A 20,271-nucleotide genomic window follows, 5' to 3' on the forward strand; every position below is an offset into this window, starting at 1 on the left:
GCGTTGGAAGTGAGGGGGGGAGGCAGTGGGTGGGTGGGGGGGGGTGGAAAGGGAGACAAGGGGGCGGAGGGGCGACAGCGCGTGCGTCCCTCCCCCCCCCCCCCCCTTCGACGCTCTCGGCGGAGCTTACTTGCCCTTGGCCGCTTCCTTGAGCTTGGAGCCCGCGGAGACCTTCACGCTGAAGCCGGCCGGGATGTTGATGGGCTCACCGGTCTGCGGGTTGCGCGCGGTACGAGCGGCACGGTGGGTGCGCTCGAAGGTCAGGAAGCCGGGGATGGTGACCTTCTCGTCGCCCTTGGAGACGATGTCGCCGACGACCTCGGCGAACGCGGCCAGAACGGCGTCGGCGTCCTTGCGGGTCACCTCGGCGCGGTCGGCCAGCGCGGCCACCAGCTCACTGCGGTTCATGTTGTTACTCCCGTGTTCTTCTTGCCGTTGAGGCGTGAGGTGAGATCGATGCCGATGCGCTCGCGCCCAAAGACGCATCCTGCCCCTACCTGCGGCGCGAAAGCCAATCCGGCACCCGTAGGAGTCGTGAGAACACCCTAGGGAGTCACACGAAAAGCGCCTGCTCGGCCGTCACCCTAGAGGGCACCCGCCGGTGGGGGGTTCCACGACGCGCCGGTGCGGGGGCTGCCCGTGTCGATCCTCACAGCCCCTGCACGGTCGGTCTCACAGCTTCTGAAACCCTACGGTACGAGCGGCTGGGACGCCGCTCCGACCGCCTTGGCCGCGTCGCGCACCGCTCCGGCGACCGCGCCCGCGACCTTGTCGTTGAAGACGCTCGGAATGATGTAGTTCGGGTTCAGCTCGTCCTCGGTCACCACGTCGGCGAGGGCCTTCGCGGCGGCGAGCATCATCTCGGTGTTGACGGTGCGGGACTGCGCGTCCAGCAGACCGCGGAAGACACCCGGGAAGACCAGCACGTTGTTGATCTGGTTGGGGAAGTCGGAGCGGCCGGTGGCCACAACAGCGGCCGTCTGACGGGCGATTGCGGGGTCGACCTCGGGGTCCGGGTTCGCGAGCGCGAACACGATCGCCCCCTCGGCCATGGCGGCAACGTCGTCGCCGTCGAGGACGTTCGGGGCGGAGACGCCGATGAAGACGTCGGCGCCGCGCACGGCCTCCTTCAGGGTGCCGGTCAGGCCCTCGGGGTTGGTGTTGTCGGCGATCCAGCGCAGCGGGGAGTCGGCCGGGGCCTCCACCAGGTCGGCGCGGCCGGCGTGCACGACGCCCTGGATGTCGGCGACGACGGCGTTCTTCACGCCCGCCGCGATCAGCAGCTTGAGGATGGCCGTACCGGCCGCGCCGGCGCCGGACATGACGACCCGGATGTTCTCGATCGCCTTGCCGGCGACGCGAAGCGCGTTGGTCAGGGCGGCGAGGACGACGATCGCGGTGCCGTGCTGGTCGTCGTGGAAGACGGGGATGTCGAGGGCCTCGCGCAGGCGGGCCTCGATCTCGAAGCAGCGGGGCGCGGAGATGTCCTCGAGGTTGATGCCGGCGAAGCCGGGGGCGATCGCCTTGACGATCTCGACGATGGCGTCGGTGTCCTGGGTGTCCAGGCACAGCGGCCAGGCGTCGATGCCGGCGAAGCGCTTGAAGAGGGCCGCCTTGCCCTCCATGACGGGCAGCGCGGCCTTGGGGCCGATGTTGCCGAGGCCCAGCACGGCGGAGCCGTCCGTCACGACCGCAACCGAGTTGCGCTTGATGGTGAGGCGGCGGGCGTCCTCGGGGTTCTCGGCGATGGCCATGCACACGCGGGCCACACCCGGCGTGTAGATCATCGAGAGGTCGTCACGGTTGCGGATCGGGTGCTTGGACTGCATCTCGATCTTGCCGCCGAGGTGCATCAGGAACGTACGGTCGGAGACCTTGCCGAGCGTGACGCCCTCGATGCCGCGGAGCTTCTCGACGATCTCGTCGGCGTGCGTGGTCGAGGTGGCCGCGATGGTGACGTCGATGCGGAGCTTCTCGTGGCCGGACGCGGTGACGTCGAGGCCGGTGACCGAGCCTCCGGAGGACTCCACGACGTTGGTGAGCTGCGAGACGGCTGTTCCGCTCGCGGGCACCTCCAGCCGGATGGTCATCGAGTAGGAGACGCTGGGCGCCGTTGCCATGGCCGACTTCCTCTGCTTTCACCGTGTCGCGAGTTGTGCCGTCCGATCGTCGCACCTACCCGTGAGTACGTGATAGTCGCCCTGGATTGCGAACGTTTTGTTCACGGAGGGTGCATGGTTTCGGAAAACCACTTCCACCATACGAGAATCGATCAGGCAATGAAAGAGGCCCACATCACAAGGTGATGTGGGCCTCCCACACGTTCATGACACCGACCCGCCATGCTCGCCTCGCGGCAAGTGGTCCCTCTGAGGGACGAAGGTTGGGCCCGGGGGCTTGGATCGGGCCGGTGCCACACCCAGGCTAACAAACGGATCCGGTAAGGCCATTCCCGTCGGCCGACTTCACAGGGTTCAGTCCCGGAGCAGGTCGGGCACCCCCGCCGTGTCCGGTTCGTCCCGCTCTCCGGAGACCACCGTCAGCTGCTGGGTGGCCCGGGTCAGCGCCACGTACAGCACCCGCAGGCCGGCCGGGGACTCGTCGGCGATCTCCGCCGGGGAGACGACGACCGTCGCGTCGTACTCCAGGCCCTTGGCCTCCAGGCTGCCGAGCGCCACCACCCGGTCGCCGAGCCCGGCCAGCCAGCGCCGGGCCTCCTCGCGCCGGTTCATCGCGACGACCACGCCGACCGTGCCGTCCACCAGACCGAGGAGCCGCTCGGCCTCCGCGTGCACGGTCCTCTCCAGGGCGTCCCTCGCGACGGTGCCGTGTCCGTCGTGCGTCCTCACGAAACGGGGCTCGACCCCGGTGGACCGTACGGCGGACGGCGCCTCGGAGCCGGGCATGGCGAGGGCGAGCACCTTGGCGGCCAGCTCGGCGATCTCGGCCGGGTTGCGGTAGTTCACGGTGAGCTGGAAGCGGCGCCGGGGGCGGGTGCCGAGGGCTTCGTCGCGGGCCTCGCCCGCCTCGTCCGGGTCGGACCAGGAGGACTGCGCCGGGTCGCCGACGATCGTCCAGGTGGCGTGCCGGCCGCGGCGGCCGACCATGCGCCACTGCATCGGCGTGAGGTCCTGCGCCTCGTCCACGATGACGTGCGCGTACTCGGTGCGCTCCTGCGCCAGGCGCTCGGCCCGCTCGCGCTGGGTCTCCTCGCGCACCGGCATCAGCTCCTCCAGGCCGGTGAGCTGGTCCAGCGGATCGAGTTCGCGCTTCTTGCGCGGCCGGGCCGGGGCACCGAGGACCGCCTGCAGCTCGTCGAGCATGGAGACGTCGTGGACGGAGTACCCGTCCCGCTTCAACGAGCGGGCGACCCGGCGGACCTCGCCGGGGTTGAGGATGCGGCGGGCCCAGCGGCCGAGCCGCCGCTCGTCGGCCATGGCGGCCAGGACCCCCTTCGGGGTCAGCTCGGGCCACCAGGCGTCGAGGAAGGCGATGAAGACGTCCTCCGTCGTGATGTCCTCGTCGAAGGAGGAGCGCAGCTCGGCGGCCAGCTCCGGGTCGCTGTGCCGGCCGGCCGCGCCGGACTTCGACCACAGGGCGTCCAGGAGCAGCTTGCGGGCGCGTGGGCGGAGCAGGTTGACCGGCGCGGTGCCGCTCAGGGCGGTGCGGCGGACACGCTCCAGCTCGGCGGCCTCCAGTTCGAGGCGGCGCCCGAAGGCGACGACGCGGAGGCGGGACGGGGGGCCGCCGAAGGCCTGCGGCTCGCTGTCCTCGTCCAGGGCGAGCTGCCCCGCCGGAGCGGCCGGCCCCAGCTCCAGCGCGCCCCGGGCGGCCTTCCGCAGCACCTTCAGCATCCGGTACGAGCCCTTGGCGCGGGCCACGGACGGCGAGTCGTACAGCGTGGCCTCCACGCCGTCGACGAGGGAGCCGATCGCGCGGATGGCGACCTGGCCCTCCTCGCCGAGCGAGGGCAGCACGCCCTCGGTGTAGGACACCAGCAGCGGGGTCGGCGAGACGATCAGGATGCCGCCCGCGTAGCGTCTGCGGTCCTGGTAGAGCAGATAGGCCGCGCGGTGCAGGGCGACCGCCGTCTTGCCGGTGCCCGGGCCGCCCTCGACGTACGTGACGGAGGCGGCGGGAGCGCGGATGACCAGGTCCTGCTCGGCCTGGATGGAGGAGACGATGTCCCGCATGGTGTGGCTGCGGGCCTGGCCGAGGGCGGCCATCAGCGCGCCGTCACCGATGACGGGCAGCTCGCGGTCGCCGAGGAACGCCGTCAGCTCCGGGCGCATCAGGTCGTCCTCGACGCCGAGGACCCGGCGGCCCTTGGAGCGGATGACCCGGCGCCGGACGACCCGGCCGGGGTCCTTCGGGGTGGACCGGTAGAAGGGCGCGGCGGCCGGTGCCCGCCAGTCGATGACCAGCGGCGAGTAGTCCTCGTCGAGCACGCCGATCCGGCCGATGTGCAGGGTCTCGGCGATGTCGGCGGTGTTGTCGGTCCGGACCGCGCCCTCGGCGGGCTCCACCGCCGTGTACGCCCCGTCCGGGCCCTTCTTGCCGTCCCTGCCGAGCAGCAGGTCGATCCGGCCGAAGAGGAAGTCCTCGAACTCGTTGTTGAGCCGGTTCAGGTGTACACCTGCCCGGAACACCTGGGCATCCCGTTCGGCGAGCGCGCCGGGAGTGCCGACCTGGCCGCGCTTGGCCGCGTCGTTCATGAGGAACTCCGCCTCGTGGATCTTCTCCTCCAGGCGGTGGTACACCCGGTCGAGGTGTTCCTGTTCGACGCTGATCTCCCGGTCCCGGACCGAGTCGAGCGCGGTTTCCTGTTGAGCCTGAGCGGCCACCGGGCCCCCTTCTGACGTGCTGGGCAGCCGTCAACCGTACGCGAAGGGGGCCCGCCGAGGCTACGCGTCCACTTGGACGAGCTTCTTCCCGTCGAACGTCACGACCTCGAAGTGGTCGATCTCGCTCGGCTTGAGGGCCGTGCCGCCGCCGATGTAGAGCGGGTTCTTGGCCTCCGCCGTCTTGGCGTCCGGAATGCCGTAGCCCCACTTCGGGACGGACCAGGAACCCAGCGTCTGGCGTTCGCCACTGCCGGTGACGGCGACCAGGGAGCACTTGAGCGGACCCTTGACGCCCTTGAGCTCGAGGACCGTCGAGGTGCCCCAGTTCTTCTCTCCCATGGCGACGGTCGCGCTGGCGCCCGTCGTGTTGTCGGTCCCCGAGACCTTCTTGGGCAGCTGGTCGAAGGTCGTCTGGGCGGTGGCCGCCAGCGGTGTGGCGGTCTGCCCCGAGTCGCTTCCGCCGCTCGTCGCCATGACGGCCACCGGGCCGGCGATGATCAGTGCGGCCGCGGCCGCGACCAGGTAGAAGCCCTTGCGCCGCTTCAGCGCGCGGCGCTCGGAGACCTCGTCGACCAGCTTCTCGACCAGTCTCGGGCTCGGCTTGGCGGACAGCGACTCGCCGATCGCGGGCGTGCTGCCGGAGTTGGGCAGGTCCGCGAGGGCGGCCAGCATCGGCTCCATCCCGGCCAGCTCGTCCAGCTGCTGGGCGCACCACTCACAGCCCGCGAGGTGGGCCTCGAAAGCGGTTGCCTCGGCGTCGTCGAGGATCCCGAGGGCGTAGGCGCCGACGGTTTCGTGCTCGTTCGGAGCCTGTGATCCCTGCATGGACCCAGACATACCCGAACCACCCGTGCCGAACCCCCCGTACATGCTCATCACGCCGTCACCCCCCGCTCCTCCAGTGCCAGCTTCATGGACCGCAGGGCGTAGAACACCCGAGAACGGACGGTTCCACTGGGTATGCCCAGGGTTTCGGCCGCCTCGTTGACGGTACGCCCCTTGAAGTACGTCTCGACGAGTACCTCCCGGTGGGCCGGGGTCAGGTCGTCGAGCGCGTCAGACAGCGTCATCAGCCACAGCGCCTTGTCGATCTCGTCCTCCGCGGGGATGACCTCCAGCGGCGACGGATCGACCTCCTGCGGCCGGGCCTGCCGGCTGCGGTGGCCGTCGATGACGATGCGGCGCGCGACCGTCACCAGCCAGGGGCGTACCGAACCGGTCGCCCGATTGAGCTGACCGGCGTTCTTCCAGGCACGGATGAGCGTTTCCTGCACGACGTCCTCGGCGCGCTGCCGGTCTCCGGCGACCAGCCTGAGGACATACGCAAGCAGAGGTCCGGCGTGCTCGCGATACAGCGCACGCATCAGCTCCTCATCCGGTTCCGAGGGCTGTGAGGACATGCGATGTCGGGCCCTCGTTCCACGTTCATTGGCCACGGCCGCATCCTTGCGCACGCCCACCTCCGGTGTCCGGGGGTTCCCCCAGTCGGTCGCTCGCCCACCCGTACGGACAGGGGTGTCGTGATGTTCAAACCGAGCTGGGAGTTTTCTCAGGAGTGGTGTGACGAGCGGGACATGCGCACACATTCCCACCGCGTGATCTTTACATTTCCGACACATCGCCGGAGGCGGCCGAGCTGCCCGTGTCGGACCGTCAACAAACCCGGCGCCGCGCGGTGTTGCGGAAATCACTCCGGGCGCCGCAAGGGCGCAATACGACAGAAGGCCCGTACCGGACACTCAGGCCTGCGCGAGGGCTGCCCGCCGTCGGTGCCGGGCGACCCGTTCACGGTTCCCGCAGACCTCGCTGGAGCACCAGCGCCTCCTGCGTCCCCGGGACGTGTCCAGGTACACAATGGGGCAGTTGTCCCCCTCGCACTCGCGCACGGCCGCCCGCGCCACCGGATCGGTGAGCAGCTCGACGGCATCACGCGCGACGAGAGCGAGCAGCCCCGCACACCCGGGCGCCTGTGCCAACTCTCGCACCAGCGTGCCGTCCTCGCCGCGCACCGCACGCGGGACCGGGGGCGCGGCACGGGCGGCGATCTCGTTGAGCCGGACGAGAGCGCGTTCGTACGGCGGCGAGTCCGCCGGGTCCGCGGTGCGCACCAACCGGCCGATGCACCCGCGCAGTTCCCGGAACCCCGCCAGCCAGGAGACATCGGCATGGCCCAGCGGGGTGCCGGGCGGCACCAGCCCCGACCCGCCGATCCAGGCACACAACGGCCCCACGGCGTCCAGCCGTTCGGCCGGGTGGGTGGTCGCGAGGAGATCCAGGCAGATCCGCCCGGCGTCGAACCGCAGCTCGTAGGGGACCGTGGCCGTACCCAGTGCCATGTGCCTGTCACCGCCTAGGACAGGGGAACGTTCCGTCGCTCCTCTTCACAGTGCCTGCCCGCACCCGACTGCGGAACCCCTCGTACCGCCGGCGGCACGCCGCCTTTCGCCGCGCCGACCCGTCCGGCCCGCGGCGTTCCCCGCCCGGCCCGTCCCCGGCGGGGATGCCGGAGCCCGGAGCACGGGTCGGCCCCTTCCGGTCCAGAAACCCGGGCAGGGCTCGTGGCCCCTGCCCGCGGCCATGACGCTGTGTCCTGCGAAAGCACCGGAGCCGCCCCAGGGATCCACGGGGGACGGCGGTTCAGAAAGGAAACGTTCATGAGCATGCGCACCCGGGTCGTCGCGATGGCGACGGCCGCGCTGCTGGGCGCCGGAGCGACCGGTATCGCCCTGGCACCCGGCGCGAGTGCCGCCTCGTACCACGGCATCGACGGCAACGGAGCCGTCACCGACGACTTCCAGGACGAGGAGGACCTCGGCGTCGACAACTACGCGGAGAGCAACGCCACGGCCCTCTGGCAGACCGTCCTGTACGCGGACGGCGCCCAGTGGCAGGACGAGGACGGCGACACGCACACCTTCCAGAAGAGCCAGATCGACGGCACCTTCGGCCCCGAGACCGAGTCGGCCACCCAGTGGTGGCAGGAGCACTACGGCATCTCGGAGAACGACGGCGTCGTCACCGGCCCGAGCTGGGAGTTCGCCCAGCACTGGCTCACCGGCCCGGCCTCGGGCGGCACCGTGACGTACCTGGGTGACGCACGGAACGCCACCCTCAAGCGCGTCAGCGGCAAGTACCGGGTGCGGATCAAGGGCACCGGCCCCTGGAAGGTCGCCTACTACGACAAGCTCGGCTGAGAACACCCCGAGGGCGGGCGGCCGTTCGGTCGCCCGCCCTGCGGGGCAGCGCCCACAGCAGCCCCGCGACCAGCAGCACGATGACGGCGAACGCGGCCAGCGCCGCCGTCCGCCACCGCCGGTGCGCGCCGCCGGCCGGCTCCGGCCCGGCCCCGGCATCGCCCACCGCACCGGCTGCGGCGGCGTCCTCCGGCGGCCCGGCGGGCTCCGGCCCTTCGGGCTGCCATGCCTGTTCGGCCAGCTCCCACAGCGCCAGCAGCCGCGCCTGGTCCGCTCCGGCCAGCCGGCCGAGGACCTGCGCCGCTCCCCTCGGCGGCAGTTTGGTCCCGCTCAGATACCGCTGCCAGGACGACTTGCTGTACGCGGTGCGCCGGGCCAGTTCGGCGAGGCTGAGTCCGGTACGGCCCTTCAGGACGCGCATCTGCTCGACCAGGTGCCGGGTCTCCCGCGGCAGCGAATCCGGCAACGGCTGCCAGCGTGTCATCCTCGTCCCCCCGAGTGCTCGCCGCGACGTCCCCGGGAGCGGTCCCTCCCCGCCACGGTCCGGCGTCAGCCTGACGCCCGGCCGAAAACATCCGGCAGAGCGCACGCCCGGCAGCCCGGAGCACGCGTGGTCGCACTGCGTGAGCCGAGCGCCCTCCGTCCCGGGGCCTGCCTGCACCGCCCGGCCCGTCGCCGGTGACCCGCTACCCAGAACGTCGTACGGCCGTACCGGCGTCGGCGTAGCTGGACGCCCGCGTATGCGGGTGCGCGCCTCGGCCATGTCCGGGGCGGGGGCTGCTCCGGTTGGCTGTAAGGCATGACGAATACGAGGGAAACACGGACCGGCACAGTCGTCCTGAGCGCGGCCACGGTCGCGATGGGCCTGATCGCCGGGGTCTTCTACATCTTCGCCTGCGCGGTCATGCCGGCCCTGGCCCGCAGCGACGACCGCACCTACGTCGAGGTCATGCGCAACATCAACGGCGTGATCCAGAACCCGGTGTTCTTCCTGAGCTTCATGGGGGCACTGGCACTGACCGGATGGTCGGCGTGGCAACTGCGCGCCACCCCCGCCGCCCGCTGGACCTGGGCGGCCCTGGCGGCCTACACCCTGGTCTTCTTCATCACGGTGGCCTTCAACATCCCCCTGAACAATGCCCTCGCGGCCAAGGGGGATCCGTCCGCCCTCCGCGAGCACTTCGAAGGACCGTGGGTGGCGTGGAACGTGGCCCGGGCGGTGGGGTCGACGGCGGCGGTGGCACTCCTGACGCGGGCGCTGCTGGTGCACGGGCGCTCCGGGCAGAAGCCGGGCGAGGCGGCACAGCCGTCCGCGCCGCTCACGTCCCGTCGCAGCGCACCTGGAGCGAGCGCGGCCCTGTGAGGCCGGCCCCGGGCGGGCGCGCGAAGAAGCCCCCGGCTCCGCCCGGCGCGACGGCGGTCACCGCACCGGGCGGCCGCTCACGCGTCCGCGTACTTCGCGTCCGCCGCCGGATCCAGCGCCAGCCGGTACCCCCGCTTCACCACGGTCTGGATCAGCTTCGGCGCCCCGAGTGCCGTACGCAGCCGGGCCATCGCCGTCTCCACCGCGTGCTCGTCGCGGCCGGCGCCCGGCAGCGCGCGCAGCAGCTCGGCGCGGGCCACCACCCAGCCCGGGCGCCGGGACAGCGCCCGCAGCAGGGACATGCCCGCCGGCGGCACCGGCTTCAGGTCGCCGTCCACCAGCACCGCGTGGCCCCGGATCTCCACCCGGTGCCCGGCGACCGGCAAGGCCCGTGCCCGCGCGGGCAGTTCCTGGCAGAGCAGCTGGACGAGCGGCCCGAGCCGGAACCGCTCCGGCTGTACGGTGTCCACGCCCCGGGCCTGCAGCGGCAGCGCGGTGACGGGGCCCACACAGGCGGGCAGCACGTCATGGCTCAGCGCGGTCAGGAGCTCGGCGAGCAGTCCCCGTTCCTCGGCCCGCGACAGCAGGGACGCGGCGGCCGGCGCGCTGGTGAAGGTGAGCGCGTCCACCCCGCGCGAGACGACGGCGTCCAGCAGCCGGTCGACGGGGCCGATGTCCTCCGGCGGCATCCAGCGGTACACCGGCACCGGAACCACCTCCGCTCCCCCGGCCCGCAGCGCCTCGACGAACCCGGGCAGCGGCTCCCCGTGCAGCTGCACGGCGACCCGGCGCCCGTCGACGCCCTCCTCCAGCAGCCGGTCGAGCACCTCGGCCATGGACTCGCTGGACGGCGACCACTCCTCGGTGAGCCCGGCGGCCCGGACGGCCCCCTTCACCTTGGGTCCGCGGGCCAGCAGCTCCACCCCGCGCAGCCGCTCCAGCAGCTGCTCCCCGAACCCCCAGCCGTCGGCGGCCTCGACCCAGCCCCGGAACCCGATGGCGGTGGTCGCCACCACCACGTCCGGCGCCTGGTCGATGATCTCCTTGGTGGCGGCGAGCAGTTCGCCGTCGTCGGCAAGGGGCACTATGCGCAGGGTGGGCGCGTGCAGGACGGCGGCCCCGCGCCGCTGGAGCAGCGCGCCCAGCTCGTCGGCGCGGCGCGCGGCGGTCACACCTACCGTGAAGCCCGCGAGGGGTCCGTGTTCCGTCTGTGCCGCCTGCTGCTGTTCGTCGTACATGGCTCTCCTACCTGGCCCGCATGCCGAACGAGCCTGTCAACGGCTCGTGACAGGCTCGGTTCGGCTCGATGTCGCCGGTGTTACGTCACACTTCGGCGTAGCTGAGCTGCGGCTTCGCCTCGGAAGCGGCGGTCGCGGCGGAAACCTGGCCTGCCGGGCGGCGAAGGTATACGGCCCAGGTGATCACGAAGCAGGCGCCGTAGAAGGCGAGGAAGGCGACGAAGGCACCGGTGCCGGTGCCGTAGGAGAGGAAGGACTGACGGAACGCCATGTTGATGCCGACACCGCCGAGCGCGCCGACGGCGCCGATGAGTCCCATGGAGGCACCGGACAGGCGCCGGCCGTGGGCGGCCGCCTCCTCGCCCCGGAGCCCCTTGGCGGCGGCCTTGGCCTGGAAGATCCCGGGGATCATCTTGTACGTCGACCCGTTGCCGAGCCCGCTGAGCACGAACAGCACGACGAAGACCGACACGAACAGCGGCAGCGACTTCTGCATGCTGGCGAAGACGAGCACGGCGGTGGCGGCGGCCATGCCGACGTAGTTCCAGAGGGTGATGCGGGCCCCGCCGTAGCGGTCGGCGAGCCAGCCGCCGACGGGCCGGATGAGGGAGCCGAGCAGCGGACCGACGAAGGTGAGGTAGGCGGCCTGCAGCGGGGTGCGCCCGAACTGGTTCGTCAGGACCTGCCCGAAGGCGAAGCTGTACCCGATGAAGGAGCCGAACGTCCCGACGTAGAGGAACGCCATGATCCAGGTGTGGGCGTCCTTGGCCGCGTCCTTGGCGGCGCCGGTGTCGTTCTTCACGGAGGCGAGGTTGTCCATGAACACCGCGGCGAGGACGGCGGCGACGACGATCAGCGGGATGTAGATCCCGAGCAGCACCCGCGGCCCGCCGCTCGCCCCGATGATCGCGAGGGCGACCAGCTGGATGACCGGGACGCCGATGTTCCCGCCGCCGGCGTTGAGGCCGAGCGCCCACCCCTTCTTGCGCAGCGGGAAGAAGGCGTTGATGTTGGTCATGCTGGAGGCGAAGTTCCCGCCGCCGATGCCCGCGAGCAGACCGACCAGGAGGAAGGTGTCGAAGGACGTACCCGGCTTCATGACGAGGAAGGCGGCTACCGTCGGCACCAGCAGCAGACCGGCCGAGACGATCGTCCAGTTCCGCCCGCCGAAGACGGCGACGGCGAAGGTGTAGGGGACGCGGACGGCGGCGCCGACGAGCGTGACCACCGAGGTCAGCAGGAACTTGTCCGCCGGGGTCAGCCCGTACTCCGGGCCCATGAAGAGCACCAGCACGGACCACATGGTCCAGATCGAGAATCCGATGTGCTCGGAGAGGACGGAGAAGAGCAGGTTCCGGCGGGCGACCTTCTCACCGGTGGCGTTCCAGAACGCCTCGTCCTCCGGATCCCACTGCTCGATCCAGCGGCCTCCCCTGCTGCTGTTTGCGGCGGGGGCTGTACTCGGGGCTGTCATGACGCCTCCACGGTGCTCCGGGGCTCGGGTGATTCCGGGTGATGAGCGGTGATGAGTCCCGAAGGTAGGGAGGGCGCGTTTCCTGCCTGTGGCTGTGGGTGACCGGAAGGGAACGTTGCTCTCACTCACGAGGAGAGCCGTCGGTGAGGGAAGAATCGGGGGCCATGGGAACGGACATCCACGGCTGGATCGAGTGCCGCACCTGGCGGGAGGGCCTGGCCCCCGGCGAGACGGCCTGGTGCCCGGCCCTCGACCTCGCGCTGCTCGGGGTGCACCGGGACTACGAGGCCTTCGCCTGCCTCTTCGGGGTACGGGACTTCGCCGCCCGCTGGCGCCATGTGGCCGCGGGCCGGGGCCTGCCGCCCGACGCGTCGGAGCCGGTCCGGACCGGGCTGGAGTCCTGGGGCGAGGCCGCCTTCGGCACCACCTGGCTGTCCTGGGCCGAAGCCCGGTCGGTCGACTGGGACGAACCGGCTCTCCCCCGCGCCACTCACGTCGCCCAGTACCACCGCTCCCCGGACGGCACGCTCCGGCTTCGCAGCCCATGGGTCTGGAGCCGGGCCTTCGCCCGCGCGGCCGGGATCAACACCCTGACCACGGACCCGTCGGCCCTGGCCGGCCTGTGGCCGGAGGGGACGGAGTGGGAGTCCGGTACCTCGGTCTTCCGGGTCGAGCGCTCCCGCCGCCGCGACGCCGTCCCGCCCGACGGCGGCTGGCGGCCGGTGTGGACGGTCATGGGTGCCCTGGCCGGCGTCCACGGCGACGACGGTGTGCGGCTGGTGGTGTGGTTCGACGAGTGAGCGGGCGGGACCTCACCGGCCGGGTCCCGCCGGCTCAGGCCGGCCGGCGCCGGACCCGGCCGCGCTCGACCCCGTCCGGCCACAGCCGTGGGCTGCGCCTCGCCGCGATGTCCTCGACCCAGCCGAACCAGACGATGCAACTGCCGATGAACACCCAGGTGATGGCGAGGACCGGCCAGGAACTCTCCAGCAGCCAGGAGAAATGCAGGTACATCACGTCGACCTGCCACAGCTGGTCCCACAGGGTGGCGGCGACGAGGATGCAGAGGTTGTGCCAGAGGTAGATCGTCACCGCCCGGGAGTTGAGCAGGGTGACGATCCGGTCGAAGGGGCGCAGCCACCGCGGCCACTGCGTCCAGGAGGGGCTGACGTGGAGGAGCAGCAGCACGGTCGCGAAGGACCAGAGGGACTGGGCGAACGGGATGTCGTCCAGGTCGTGGCCCGGTCCGAAGCCGTGCGTCAGGGCGTACCAGAGGCCCACGGCGGCGACGGCCGGGGCCACCGAGGGCACCACGTAGCGGGGGATGCGCTTCAGGACGCCTTCCTGGTGCGCCATGCCGAGGATCCAGCAGGCGCCGAAGGTGCTGTAGTCGGTGAGGGCTGAGGGAATGCGCTCCCCGGGCAGGGTGAGGTAGCCGAACTCGAAGGCTGCCGAGAGCGCGATCGGCGACAGGACGGTCGCCCAGGGCAGCGCCCGCAGCGCCTTGAGCAGGAACGGGGACAGCAGGACGTACCAGAGGTAGGCGCGGATGTACCAGAGCGGTCCGGCCAGTTCCGCTCCCCAGTCCGCTCCGAGGACGCCGTGGATGCCGCGCAGGCCCTCGGCGTAGGGCGGGTCGCTCAGCGGCAGGATCCAGAAGCCGAGGTGGAGCCACCACCAGACGGGGTGGCCGTCGTCGCCCGGACCCCAGCCCTGCAGCACCATGCCGGTCACACCGATGGCGCCGAGCAGCCACAGCGGAGGCAGCAGCCGGCGCAGCCAGCCGCGCACGACCTGCAGCGGCGGGCGCTCGAGCGAGCGGGCCATGAGGTTTCCCGCCAGCGCGAACATCACGCCCATGGAGGGGAAGACGACGGGCAGCCAGGCCCAGCCCATGAGGTGGTAGAAGACGACACGGAAGAGGGCGACCGCCCTCAGCAGGTCGAAGTACCGGTCGCGCCCGGGTGTGCGCCCCTGCTGCTCCGGCCGCGGCGGCTCGGTGGGCTCGTCCGTGCCGGGCGGCAGGGTGGGAACGGTCACGTGCTGGGCTTCCCGGGTGTGCGTGGGTGCGGGTGGGGTGGTCATCCGGCCGTCCTCCCGCTCATGACGGACCCCGGCCGGGCGGGCTGGTCCGGGGGAGCCGCGATGCCGCCCGTGCGGCGCAGCTTCTGCCAGCGCAGCCGGCCGCCGGTGAGGGCCGTGATCCAGGACTGGAGCAGCACGACGTACATGAGCTGGCGGTAGAGGATCTGCTGCAGGGGCAGCGAGATCAGCGGGGTGAGGGGCTCGCGGTCCAGCACGAACGCGTAGGCCGCGCAGGCCGCCTGGACGGCGAGGACGCCGAACCAGGCCGCGATCGTCTTCTCGGTGGGGCCGAACACCAGCCCGTAGACGAGGAACAGGTCGATCAGCGGGGCCAGCAGCGGGGCGAGGACCATGAAGAGGGACACCAGCGGCAGACCCACGCGGCCGAACCGGCCGGAGGGGCCGCGTTCGAGGAGGGCGCGCCGGTGCTTCCAGATCGCCTGCATGGTGCCGTAGGACCAGCGGTAGCGCTGCGACCACAGCTGCTGGACGGACTCCGGGGCCTCGGTCCAGGCGCGGGCCTTCTCCGCGTACACCACCCGCCAGCCGTCGCGGTGGAGGGCCATCGTGATGTCGGTGTCCTCGGCGAGCGTGTCGTCGCTCATGCCGCCGACCCGCTCCAGCGCCGAGCGCCGGAAGGCACCCACCGCGCCGGGGATGGTCGGCATGCATCGCAGCACGTCGTACATCCGGCGGTCGAGGTTGAAGCCCATCACGTACTCGATGTGCTGCCAGGCGCCGATGAGCGTGTCCTTGTTGCCGACCTTGGCGTTACCGGCGACGGCACCGACGCCCGGGTCGGCGAAGGGCTGCACCAGTTCGCGCACCGTGGCCGGCTCGAAGACCGTGTCGCCGTCCATCATCACGATCAGGTCGTGCCGGGCGTTCGCCAGGCCGCGGTTGAGGGCGGCCGGCTTGCCCGCGTTGTGCTGTCTGATCACCCGGACGTCGGGCAGCTCCAGCCCTTCCACGATGCGGGCGGTGCCGTCCGTCGAGCCGTCGTCGACGACGATCACCTCGATGGGATGCTCGCTGCGCGCCAGCGACCGGACGGTGTTCTCGATGCACTTGGCCTCGTTGTAGGCCGGGACCAGCACCGACACGGGCTCGGTGACCGGCCGTTCGCCCCAGCGGAAGCCCCGGCGCCGGGTGCGGCGCGCGTGTACGGCGGACAGGAGCAGCATCAGGCCGAAGCGCGCGAACACGAGGAAGCCGACGACCGCGAGGCCGACGACGAGGAACCCGGTGATGCCGTCCGACGCCTTCACCAGGAGGACCCAGGCCTTCCCCTTCCACCGGCCGAGGCCGGTGACCGGGGTGTCCGCGCTCGGTGCCTTCAGGGCCTCGGTGAGGGTCTGGAACTCGTAGCCCTGCTGCTGCAGTCGGGGCAGGAGCCTGTCGAGTGCCTGGACGGTCTGGTGGCGGTCGCCGCCCGAGTCGTGCATGAGGACGACCGCGCCCTTGCCGCCCCGGGGCGTGGCCCTGCGGATGATCTCCTCGACGCCGGGCCTGCGCCAGTCCTCGCTGTCGGTGTCGTTGACGACCGTGAGGTAGCCGCGACTGCCGACGTACTCGGTCACCGGCCAGGACCTGTCGTCCATGGCGTCGGCGAAGGAGGAGTACGGCGGCCGGAACAGCGAGCTGCGGATGCCGGCCGCTCCGGCGAGCGCCAGCTGGCTCTGCGACAGCTCCCAGTCGATGCGCTCCGTGGAGTGGTACGAGAGATCGGGGTGGCTGAAGGTGTGCACGCCGACCTCGTGGCCCTCGTCCACCATGCGCCGGACGAGCTCCGGGTGGCGCGAGGTCATGGTGCCGGTGACGAAGAAGACGGCGTGCGCGTGGTGCTTCCTCAGTATGTCGAGGACCTTCGGCGTCCAGGTCGGGTCGGGACCGTCGTCGAAGGTGAGGACGATGCGGTGGTCCGGCACCCGCAGGCTGTCGACGCGGCCGTCCCGGGTGTCGATGACCGGGCCGCCGTCGAGGATCTTCTCCGGCACCTTGTCGCTCGCGGCCTCGGGCCGCACCCGGTGGTCCGCGAGGATCTCGTTGTGCACGTATCCGCGCAGCATCAGCATCGCCAGGGTCGCGCAGAGGACCAGGATCGCCAGGAGATGGCGCAGCGGCAGTCGGGTGCGCCGGGCCGACGGTGACGTACGGCGGCGGAAGGGTGAAGCCATCAGAGGGTGTTTCCCCTGTTCAGAGTGTGAACGTGGGATGCGGGTGCCGGCGCTTTCCGCCCGGGGTGCGGGTGCTTTCCGAGGGGGACGGCGAGGGGGCGGAGGTGGTGCTGCCTCCGGAGGGGGACGGGTCCGGGGAAGCGGCGGGGGGAGAGGCCGGCGCGGACGGGGAGTTCTCGCTGCCGCCGGTGGTGCCGGGGGCGGGGGCGGAGGAGGTGCCGGCCGACGGCTTGACCACGGCGGGGGCACTCGGCGCACCGGCGCCCGGGACGGTGGTGGCGCTCGTCGCGGGGGACGTGACCGGTCCGGTCACCCGCCCGGTCGCCGCGGGGGGCGCGGCCTTGGAGGCGCTGGGCAGCGGCGAGGTGTGCACCTGGCCGGCCGGCTGGTCGTCGCCCTGGCCGGGCACGGGCAGCCACGGCGCGTCGGAGCTGCCGGACAGCAGGGTGGCGACGATGACGGCGGCGTATCCGGCACAGGCGACGGCGACGGCTATGCCGGCACGGCGGAAGCGGCGGCTGCGGCGGCCGGACTCGTCCACGAAGACCGGCCCGTCCGAGCCGTCGCGGCCGACGTCACTCGGGTCGCCCGCAGCCGACCGCACCCGTATGTCACCGAGCTGAACGGCGTCCAGCTGGACGGTCACCTCGTGCGGGTCGTGGGTCGGGGCGGCCGACGTGATGGGGTCGGCGGAGGTAGTGGGGTCGGTGGGGGCAGTGGGGTCGGCCGGCACGGTGGGCTCGGCCGACGCTGCGGGCTCGGCAGGCGAGGTGGGCTCGGCCGACGCTGCGGGTTCGACCGGAGAGGTGGCGTCGGCAGGCGCTGCGGGCTCGGCCGGCAGGGCCAGCTCGGCAGGCACGGTGGGCTCGACCGGCGACGCGGGCTCGGCCGGCACGGTGGGCTCAGCCGGAGAGGTGGCGTCGGCAGGCACGGTGGGCTCGACCGGCGACGCGGGCTCGGCCGGCACGGTGGGCTCAGCCGGAGAGGTGGGCTCGGCCGACGCTGCGGGCTCGACCGGAGTGGTGGCGTCGGCAGGCGTTGCGGGCTCGGCCGGAGAGGTGGCGTCGGCAGGCGTCAGGGGCAGTACAGCCGTCTCTTCGGCCTCGGTCAGGGCGGCGCGACCGCCCTGGGGTATCCCGGTCTCCGTGGTCGTCCGTCTGTCGCCCTCCGGGCTCGGCGGAGCCGGACTCGCGGATGCGAAGTCGACCCCTTCCGGTTGGGCGTCTTCTCGCCACTTTTTCACGCGCGCACATCCCCCCACGGGACTGTTCTGGGTGCGCGCACGACTCCGAGCACCCGTCGACCGGACCAGGCCCCCACCCGGCCCGAGCGCCCCCGTTACCACACCTGTGCTCGGGCCATGAATGTAGCGCACGCGGAGTGCCCGTGTTCGCCGTGCCTCAGTCGCGCAGGTTCATCGCATCGTCGTCGATGGCCGGAATCCATCGGTCGGCAGGCCGTCGCAGCCAGCCCTCGGCCTTCGCGATCTCGGCCGCGGCCCTCCGGAGCGAGTCCAGCGCGGGATGGACCAGCCCCCTGCGCCAGACGAGCGAGACGGGTGACAGCGGAACGGGGTCGACGAGCGGCCGCAGCACCGTGCGGGGCATGACGGGGAAGTCCACGACGGCCAGGATCGGGTTGCGGGTCTTGGACATGATCCGCTCGAACTCCTCGTCCCCGACCGCCAGCGGAAGAGGGGGCGCGAGCCGGATGCCGCGCCCCTCGAAGAGGCGGAGGGCCAGGTCGGTCCACTCCCGGGTGCGCGGGTTCCCGGCACCGGCGTACACGGTCTCCCCGGCCAGCGCCGCCAGCGGCACCTCCGGCCGGGCGGCCAGCGGGTGGTCCTCGGGCAGCAGCACGGCCATCGGCTCGTGGCGCACGGGCTGCTGCTCCAGACCGGAGCGCAGGGCCGGGTCCAGGCCCGCGAAGCGCCCGAAGGAGGCGTCGAGACGGCCCGCGAGCAGATCGGCCGCAGCTCCGGTGAGGCCGCTCTCGTAGCGGGCCATCAGCTCGCAGTCGGGGGCGAGTTCCCGGGCCCGGTGCAGCACACGGCGGCCGGTGGCCAGGCCCGCGGAGTTCAGGTCGACCAGCAGCGGCCGGGCCTGGCCGAAGGCGGCGAGCAGGTCGTCCTGGGCGGCGAGGACCCGCCGGGCGTGCGGCAGCAGCCTTTCGCCGTCCGCGGTCAGCGTCACCTGCCGGGTGGTCCGCACGAACAGCTCGGCACCCAGCTCCCGCTCCAGCCGCCGCACGTCCCGGCTGAGCGCCTGCTGGGCGACGTACAGGCGGGCCGCGGCGCGGGTGAAGTGCAGTTCCTCGGCGACGGCGAGGAAGGCACGCAGGAGGCGGGGCTCTATGGCGGCGGGCATGGCGGGCAATTTACAACGCGGGCGCGTGAATCGGCATCGAGAAGGTGTTGGACCCGGTGATCGACTCCGGGCGAACGTAGAGCCATGCCGCACCAGACCGCCGAAGACACCCGAATACCCAGCAGACCAGCACGATCAACCGGATACCGCCGCCTCTTCTCTCTCCCCGGCACCCGCGCCTTCACCGCCGGCAACCTGATCGCCCGCCTCCCCATGGGCATGTTCGGCGTGAGCGCGGTCGTGATGATCGCCGGGTCCCGGGGCTCGTACGCCCTCGCCGGTGCCGTCACGGCCACCGGGCTCGCGGCGACCGGGCTGGCCGGGCCCTGGATCGCCCGGCTCGTCGACCGGCACGGGCAGGCCCGGGTCGCCGTACCGGCCACGCTCACGGCCGTGCTCGGCAGCCTCGCGCTGCTGCTGTGCGTGCGCTACGACGCCCCCGACTGGACCCTGTTCGCCGCGTACGCCGCCACCGCGGCCACCCCGAACATCGGCGGCCTGTCCCGCGCCCGCTGGGCCCATCTGCTGCGCGACGACCCCGGCGCACTGCACACCGCGAACTCCTTCGAGCAGGCTGCCGACGAGCTGTGCTTCATGCTCGGCCCCGTGCTGGCGTCCTTCCTGACCGGCACGTTCTTCCCGGAGGCGGGCACCCTCGCCGGGACCGTCCTGCTGCTGGCAGGCATGCTGCTGTTCACCGCGCAGCGGGCGACCGAGCCGCCGCCACAGGCACGTTCGAAGGCTCCGTCACCGCTGCGGAGCCCGGGAATGCCTCCGCTGCTTGCCTGCTTCGTGGCGACCGGCGCGGTGTTCGGCTCGATGGAGGTCGTCACGATCGCCTACGCCGACGCTCAGGGGCACCGCGCGGCGGCCGGTGCGGTCCTCGCACTGCAGGCGGCCGGCTCCTGCGCGGCGGGCCTGCTGTACGGGTCCCTGAAGCCGGCCGGCCTGCGCCTTCCCCAGTGTCTGCTCGCGATGGCCGGGCTGATGACCCTGCCCTGGCTGGCGGCCGCCACCGCGGGTTCGCTCACGGTCCTGGCGGGCGCGCTGCTCCTGGCCGGCATGGCGACCGCACCGACGATGGTGACCGCGATGACCCAGGTGCAGGAGCGCACCCCGGCGGACCGGCTCAACGAGGGCATGAGCCTCGTCGTCACCGGCCTGCTGACCGGCATCGCATGCGGCTCGGCGGCCGGTGGCTGGGCGGCGGACCACCTCTCCCCCGCCCTCGCCTACGCCGTCCCGGCCGCTGCGGCGGGCACGGCCGTGCTCATCAACTCGGCTGCGGTGGCCATGCGTTCCTCCCGCCGAACCGCCGACCGCCATGCCCGTCACACCGGTGACCGCGAGAACACCGCGCTCCGCAACGTGCCCTGAGGGCCCGCTCCGTCTCAGGGACGCGTCCCAAACCGCAGGTCAGAGGCTTGGGACGAGCAAGGGGTGCGACAAAGCACCCCATTCCGCGCCACGTTGAGGTCACCCGGCATGCAGAATTCAATCTGCCGCGGCAACGGATGTCCCCTCGACGAA

The 20,271-nt window shown here is 72.0% G+C and carries 17 protein-coding genes; 4 read left to right on the top strand and 13 right to left on the bottom strand.

The features are described 5' to 3' along the window. Nucleotides 1-126 precede the first annotated feature (126 nt). From AC07DS_RS36280 to AC07DS_RS36305, 6 genes are all read right to left on the bottom strand, one after another. The gene (locus AC07DS_RS36280; RefSeq protein WP_018549700.1) at nucleotides 127-408 is read right to left on the bottom strand and encodes an HU family DNA-binding protein; all 282 of its coding nucleotides are present in this window, start codon (nucleotides 406-408) and stop codon (nucleotides 127-129) included. A 281-nt stretch (nucleotides 409-689) separates the two neighbouring features. After that, nucleotides 690-2,120, bottom strand: coding sequence for an NAD-dependent malic enzyme (locus AC07DS_RS36285; protein WP_479152366.1), 1,431 nt, complete (start codon nucleotides 2,118-2,120; stop codon nucleotides 690-692). A 354-nt stretch (nucleotides 2,121-2,474) separates the two neighbouring features. Then, on the bottom strand, nucleotides 2,475-4,844 hold the full coding sequence (locus tag AC07DS_RS36290; protein WP_479152370.1) for a HelD family protein: 2,370 nt from the start codon (nucleotides 4,842-4,844) through the stop codon (nucleotides 2,475-2,477). Between the two features lie 60 nt (nucleotides 4,845-4,904). After that, nucleotides 4,905-5,669 (bottom strand): anti-sigma factor family protein, encoded by a 765-nt coding sequence (locus AC07DS_RS36295; protein ID WP_479152372.1) that lies wholly within the window; start codon nucleotides 5,667-5,669, stop codon nucleotides 4,905-4,907. A 50-nt stretch (nucleotides 5,670-5,719) separates the two neighbouring features. Then, nucleotides 5,720-6,304 carry a sigma-70 family RNA polymerase sigma factor gene (locus tag AC07DS_RS36300; RefSeq protein ID WP_079071569.1) on the bottom strand — a complete coding sequence of 195 codons (585 nt, stop codon included), beginning with the start codon at nucleotides 6,302-6,304 and terminating at the stop codon, nucleotides 5,720-5,722. Between the two features lie 279 nt (nucleotides 6,305-6,583). Further along, nucleotides 6,584-7,180 (bottom strand): CGNR zinc finger domain-containing protein, encoded by a 597-nt coding sequence (locus AC07DS_RS36305; RefSeq protein WP_479152374.1) that lies wholly within the window; start codon nucleotides 7,178-7,180, stop codon nucleotides 6,584-6,586. 318 nt (nucleotides 7,181-7,498) lie between these two features. On the opposite strand from AC07DS_RS36305, the gene AC07DS_RS36310 reads away from it, so the two are divergent. Then, nucleotides 7,499-8,038, top strand: a complete 540-nt coding sequence (locus AC07DS_RS36310) for a peptidoglycan-binding domain-containing protein (protein ID WP_479152376.1) — start codon at nucleotides 7,499-7,501, stop codon at nucleotides 8,036-8,038. Here AC07DS_RS36310 and AC07DS_RS36315 read toward each other — a convergent pair. Next, nucleotides 7,989-8,522, bottom strand: coding sequence for a helix-turn-helix domain-containing protein (locus tag AC07DS_RS36315; RefSeq protein WP_479152377.1), 534 nt, complete (start codon nucleotides 8,520-8,522; stop codon nucleotides 7,989-7,991). The two genes, AC07DS_RS36310 and AC07DS_RS36315, sit on opposite strands and share 50 nt — an antisense overlap. 315 nt (nucleotides 8,523-8,837) lie before the next feature. Here AC07DS_RS36315 and AC07DS_RS36320 point away from each other — a divergent pair, with 315 nt between their 5' ends. After that, nucleotides 8,838-9,401, top strand: a complete 564-nt coding sequence (locus tag AC07DS_RS36320) for an anthrone oxygenase family protein (protein ID WP_479152379.1) — start codon at nucleotides 8,838-8,840, stop codon at nucleotides 9,399-9,401. Nucleotides 9,402-9,478: 77 nt separating this feature from the next. Here AC07DS_RS36320 and AC07DS_RS36325 read toward each other — a convergent pair whose 3' ends face one another. Both AC07DS_RS36325 and AC07DS_RS36330 read right to left on the bottom strand, forming a co-directional pair. Further along, a complete protein-coding gene (locus AC07DS_RS36325) occupies nucleotides 9,479-10,639 on the bottom strand; it encodes a uroporphyrinogen-III synthase (RefSeq protein WP_479152381.1) in 1,161 nt (386 codons plus the stop codon). Between the two features lie 85 nt (nucleotides 10,640-10,724). After that, nucleotides 10,725-12,113, bottom strand: coding sequence for a nitrate/nitrite transporter (locus tag AC07DS_RS36330; protein ID WP_479152383.1), 1,389 nt, complete (start codon nucleotides 12,111-12,113; stop codon nucleotides 10,725-10,727). 164 nt (nucleotides 12,114-12,277) lie between these two features. Here AC07DS_RS36330 and AC07DS_RS36335 point away from each other — a divergent pair, with 164 nt between their 5' ends. Next, the gene (locus AC07DS_RS36335) at nucleotides 12,278-12,913 is read left to right on the top strand and encodes a hypothetical protein (RefSeq protein WP_479152385.1); all 636 of its coding nucleotides are present in this window, start codon (nucleotides 12,278-12,280) and stop codon (nucleotides 12,911-12,913) included. A 34-nt stretch (nucleotides 12,914-12,947) separates the two neighbouring features. On the opposite strand, the gene AC07DS_RS36340 is transcribed toward AC07DS_RS36335, so the two are convergent. From AC07DS_RS36340 to AC07DS_RS36355, 4 genes are all read right to left on the bottom strand, one after another. Further along, the gene (locus AC07DS_RS36340) at nucleotides 12,948-14,198 is read right to left on the bottom strand and encodes an acyltransferase family protein (protein ID WP_479152387.1); all 1,251 of its coding nucleotides are present in this window, start codon (nucleotides 14,196-14,198) and stop codon (nucleotides 12,948-12,950) included. Continuing rightward, nucleotides 14,195-16,375 carry a bifunctional polysaccharide deacetylase/glycosyltransferase family 2 protein gene (locus tag AC07DS_RS36345; protein WP_479152388.1) on the bottom strand — a complete coding sequence of 727 codons (2,181 nt, stop codon included), beginning with the start codon at nucleotides 16,373-16,375 and terminating at the stop codon, nucleotides 14,195-14,197. The genes AC07DS_RS36340 and AC07DS_RS36345 overlap by 4 nt, the downstream gene beginning before the upstream one ends. A gap of 19 nt (nucleotides 16,376-16,394) precedes the next feature. Beyond that, entirely contained in the window at nucleotides 16,395-17,618 is a 1,224-nt protein-coding gene (locus AC07DS_RS36350) for a DNA polymerase III subunit gamma/tau domain-containing protein (RefSeq protein ID WP_479152390.1), read from the bottom strand. 157 nt (nucleotides 17,619-17,775) lie between these two features. Beyond that, nucleotides 17,776-18,741: a LysR family transcriptional regulator gene (locus AC07DS_RS36355; RefSeq protein WP_479152392.1), complete on the bottom strand. Its 966-nt coding sequence runs from the start codon at nucleotides 18,739-18,741 to the stop codon at nucleotides 17,776-17,778. Nucleotides 18,742-18,825: 84 nt separating this feature from the next. On the opposite strand from AC07DS_RS36355, the gene AC07DS_RS36360 reads away from it, so the two are divergent. Continuing rightward, nucleotides 18,826-20,118 (top strand): MFS transporter, encoded by a 1,293-nt coding sequence (locus AC07DS_RS36360; RefSeq protein WP_479152393.1) that lies wholly within the window; start codon nucleotides 18,826-18,828, stop codon nucleotides 20,116-20,118. Nucleotides 20,119-20,271 lie beyond the last annotated feature (153 nt).

It is taken from the genome of Streptomyces sp. NPDC044064 (genome assembly GCF_056434245.1).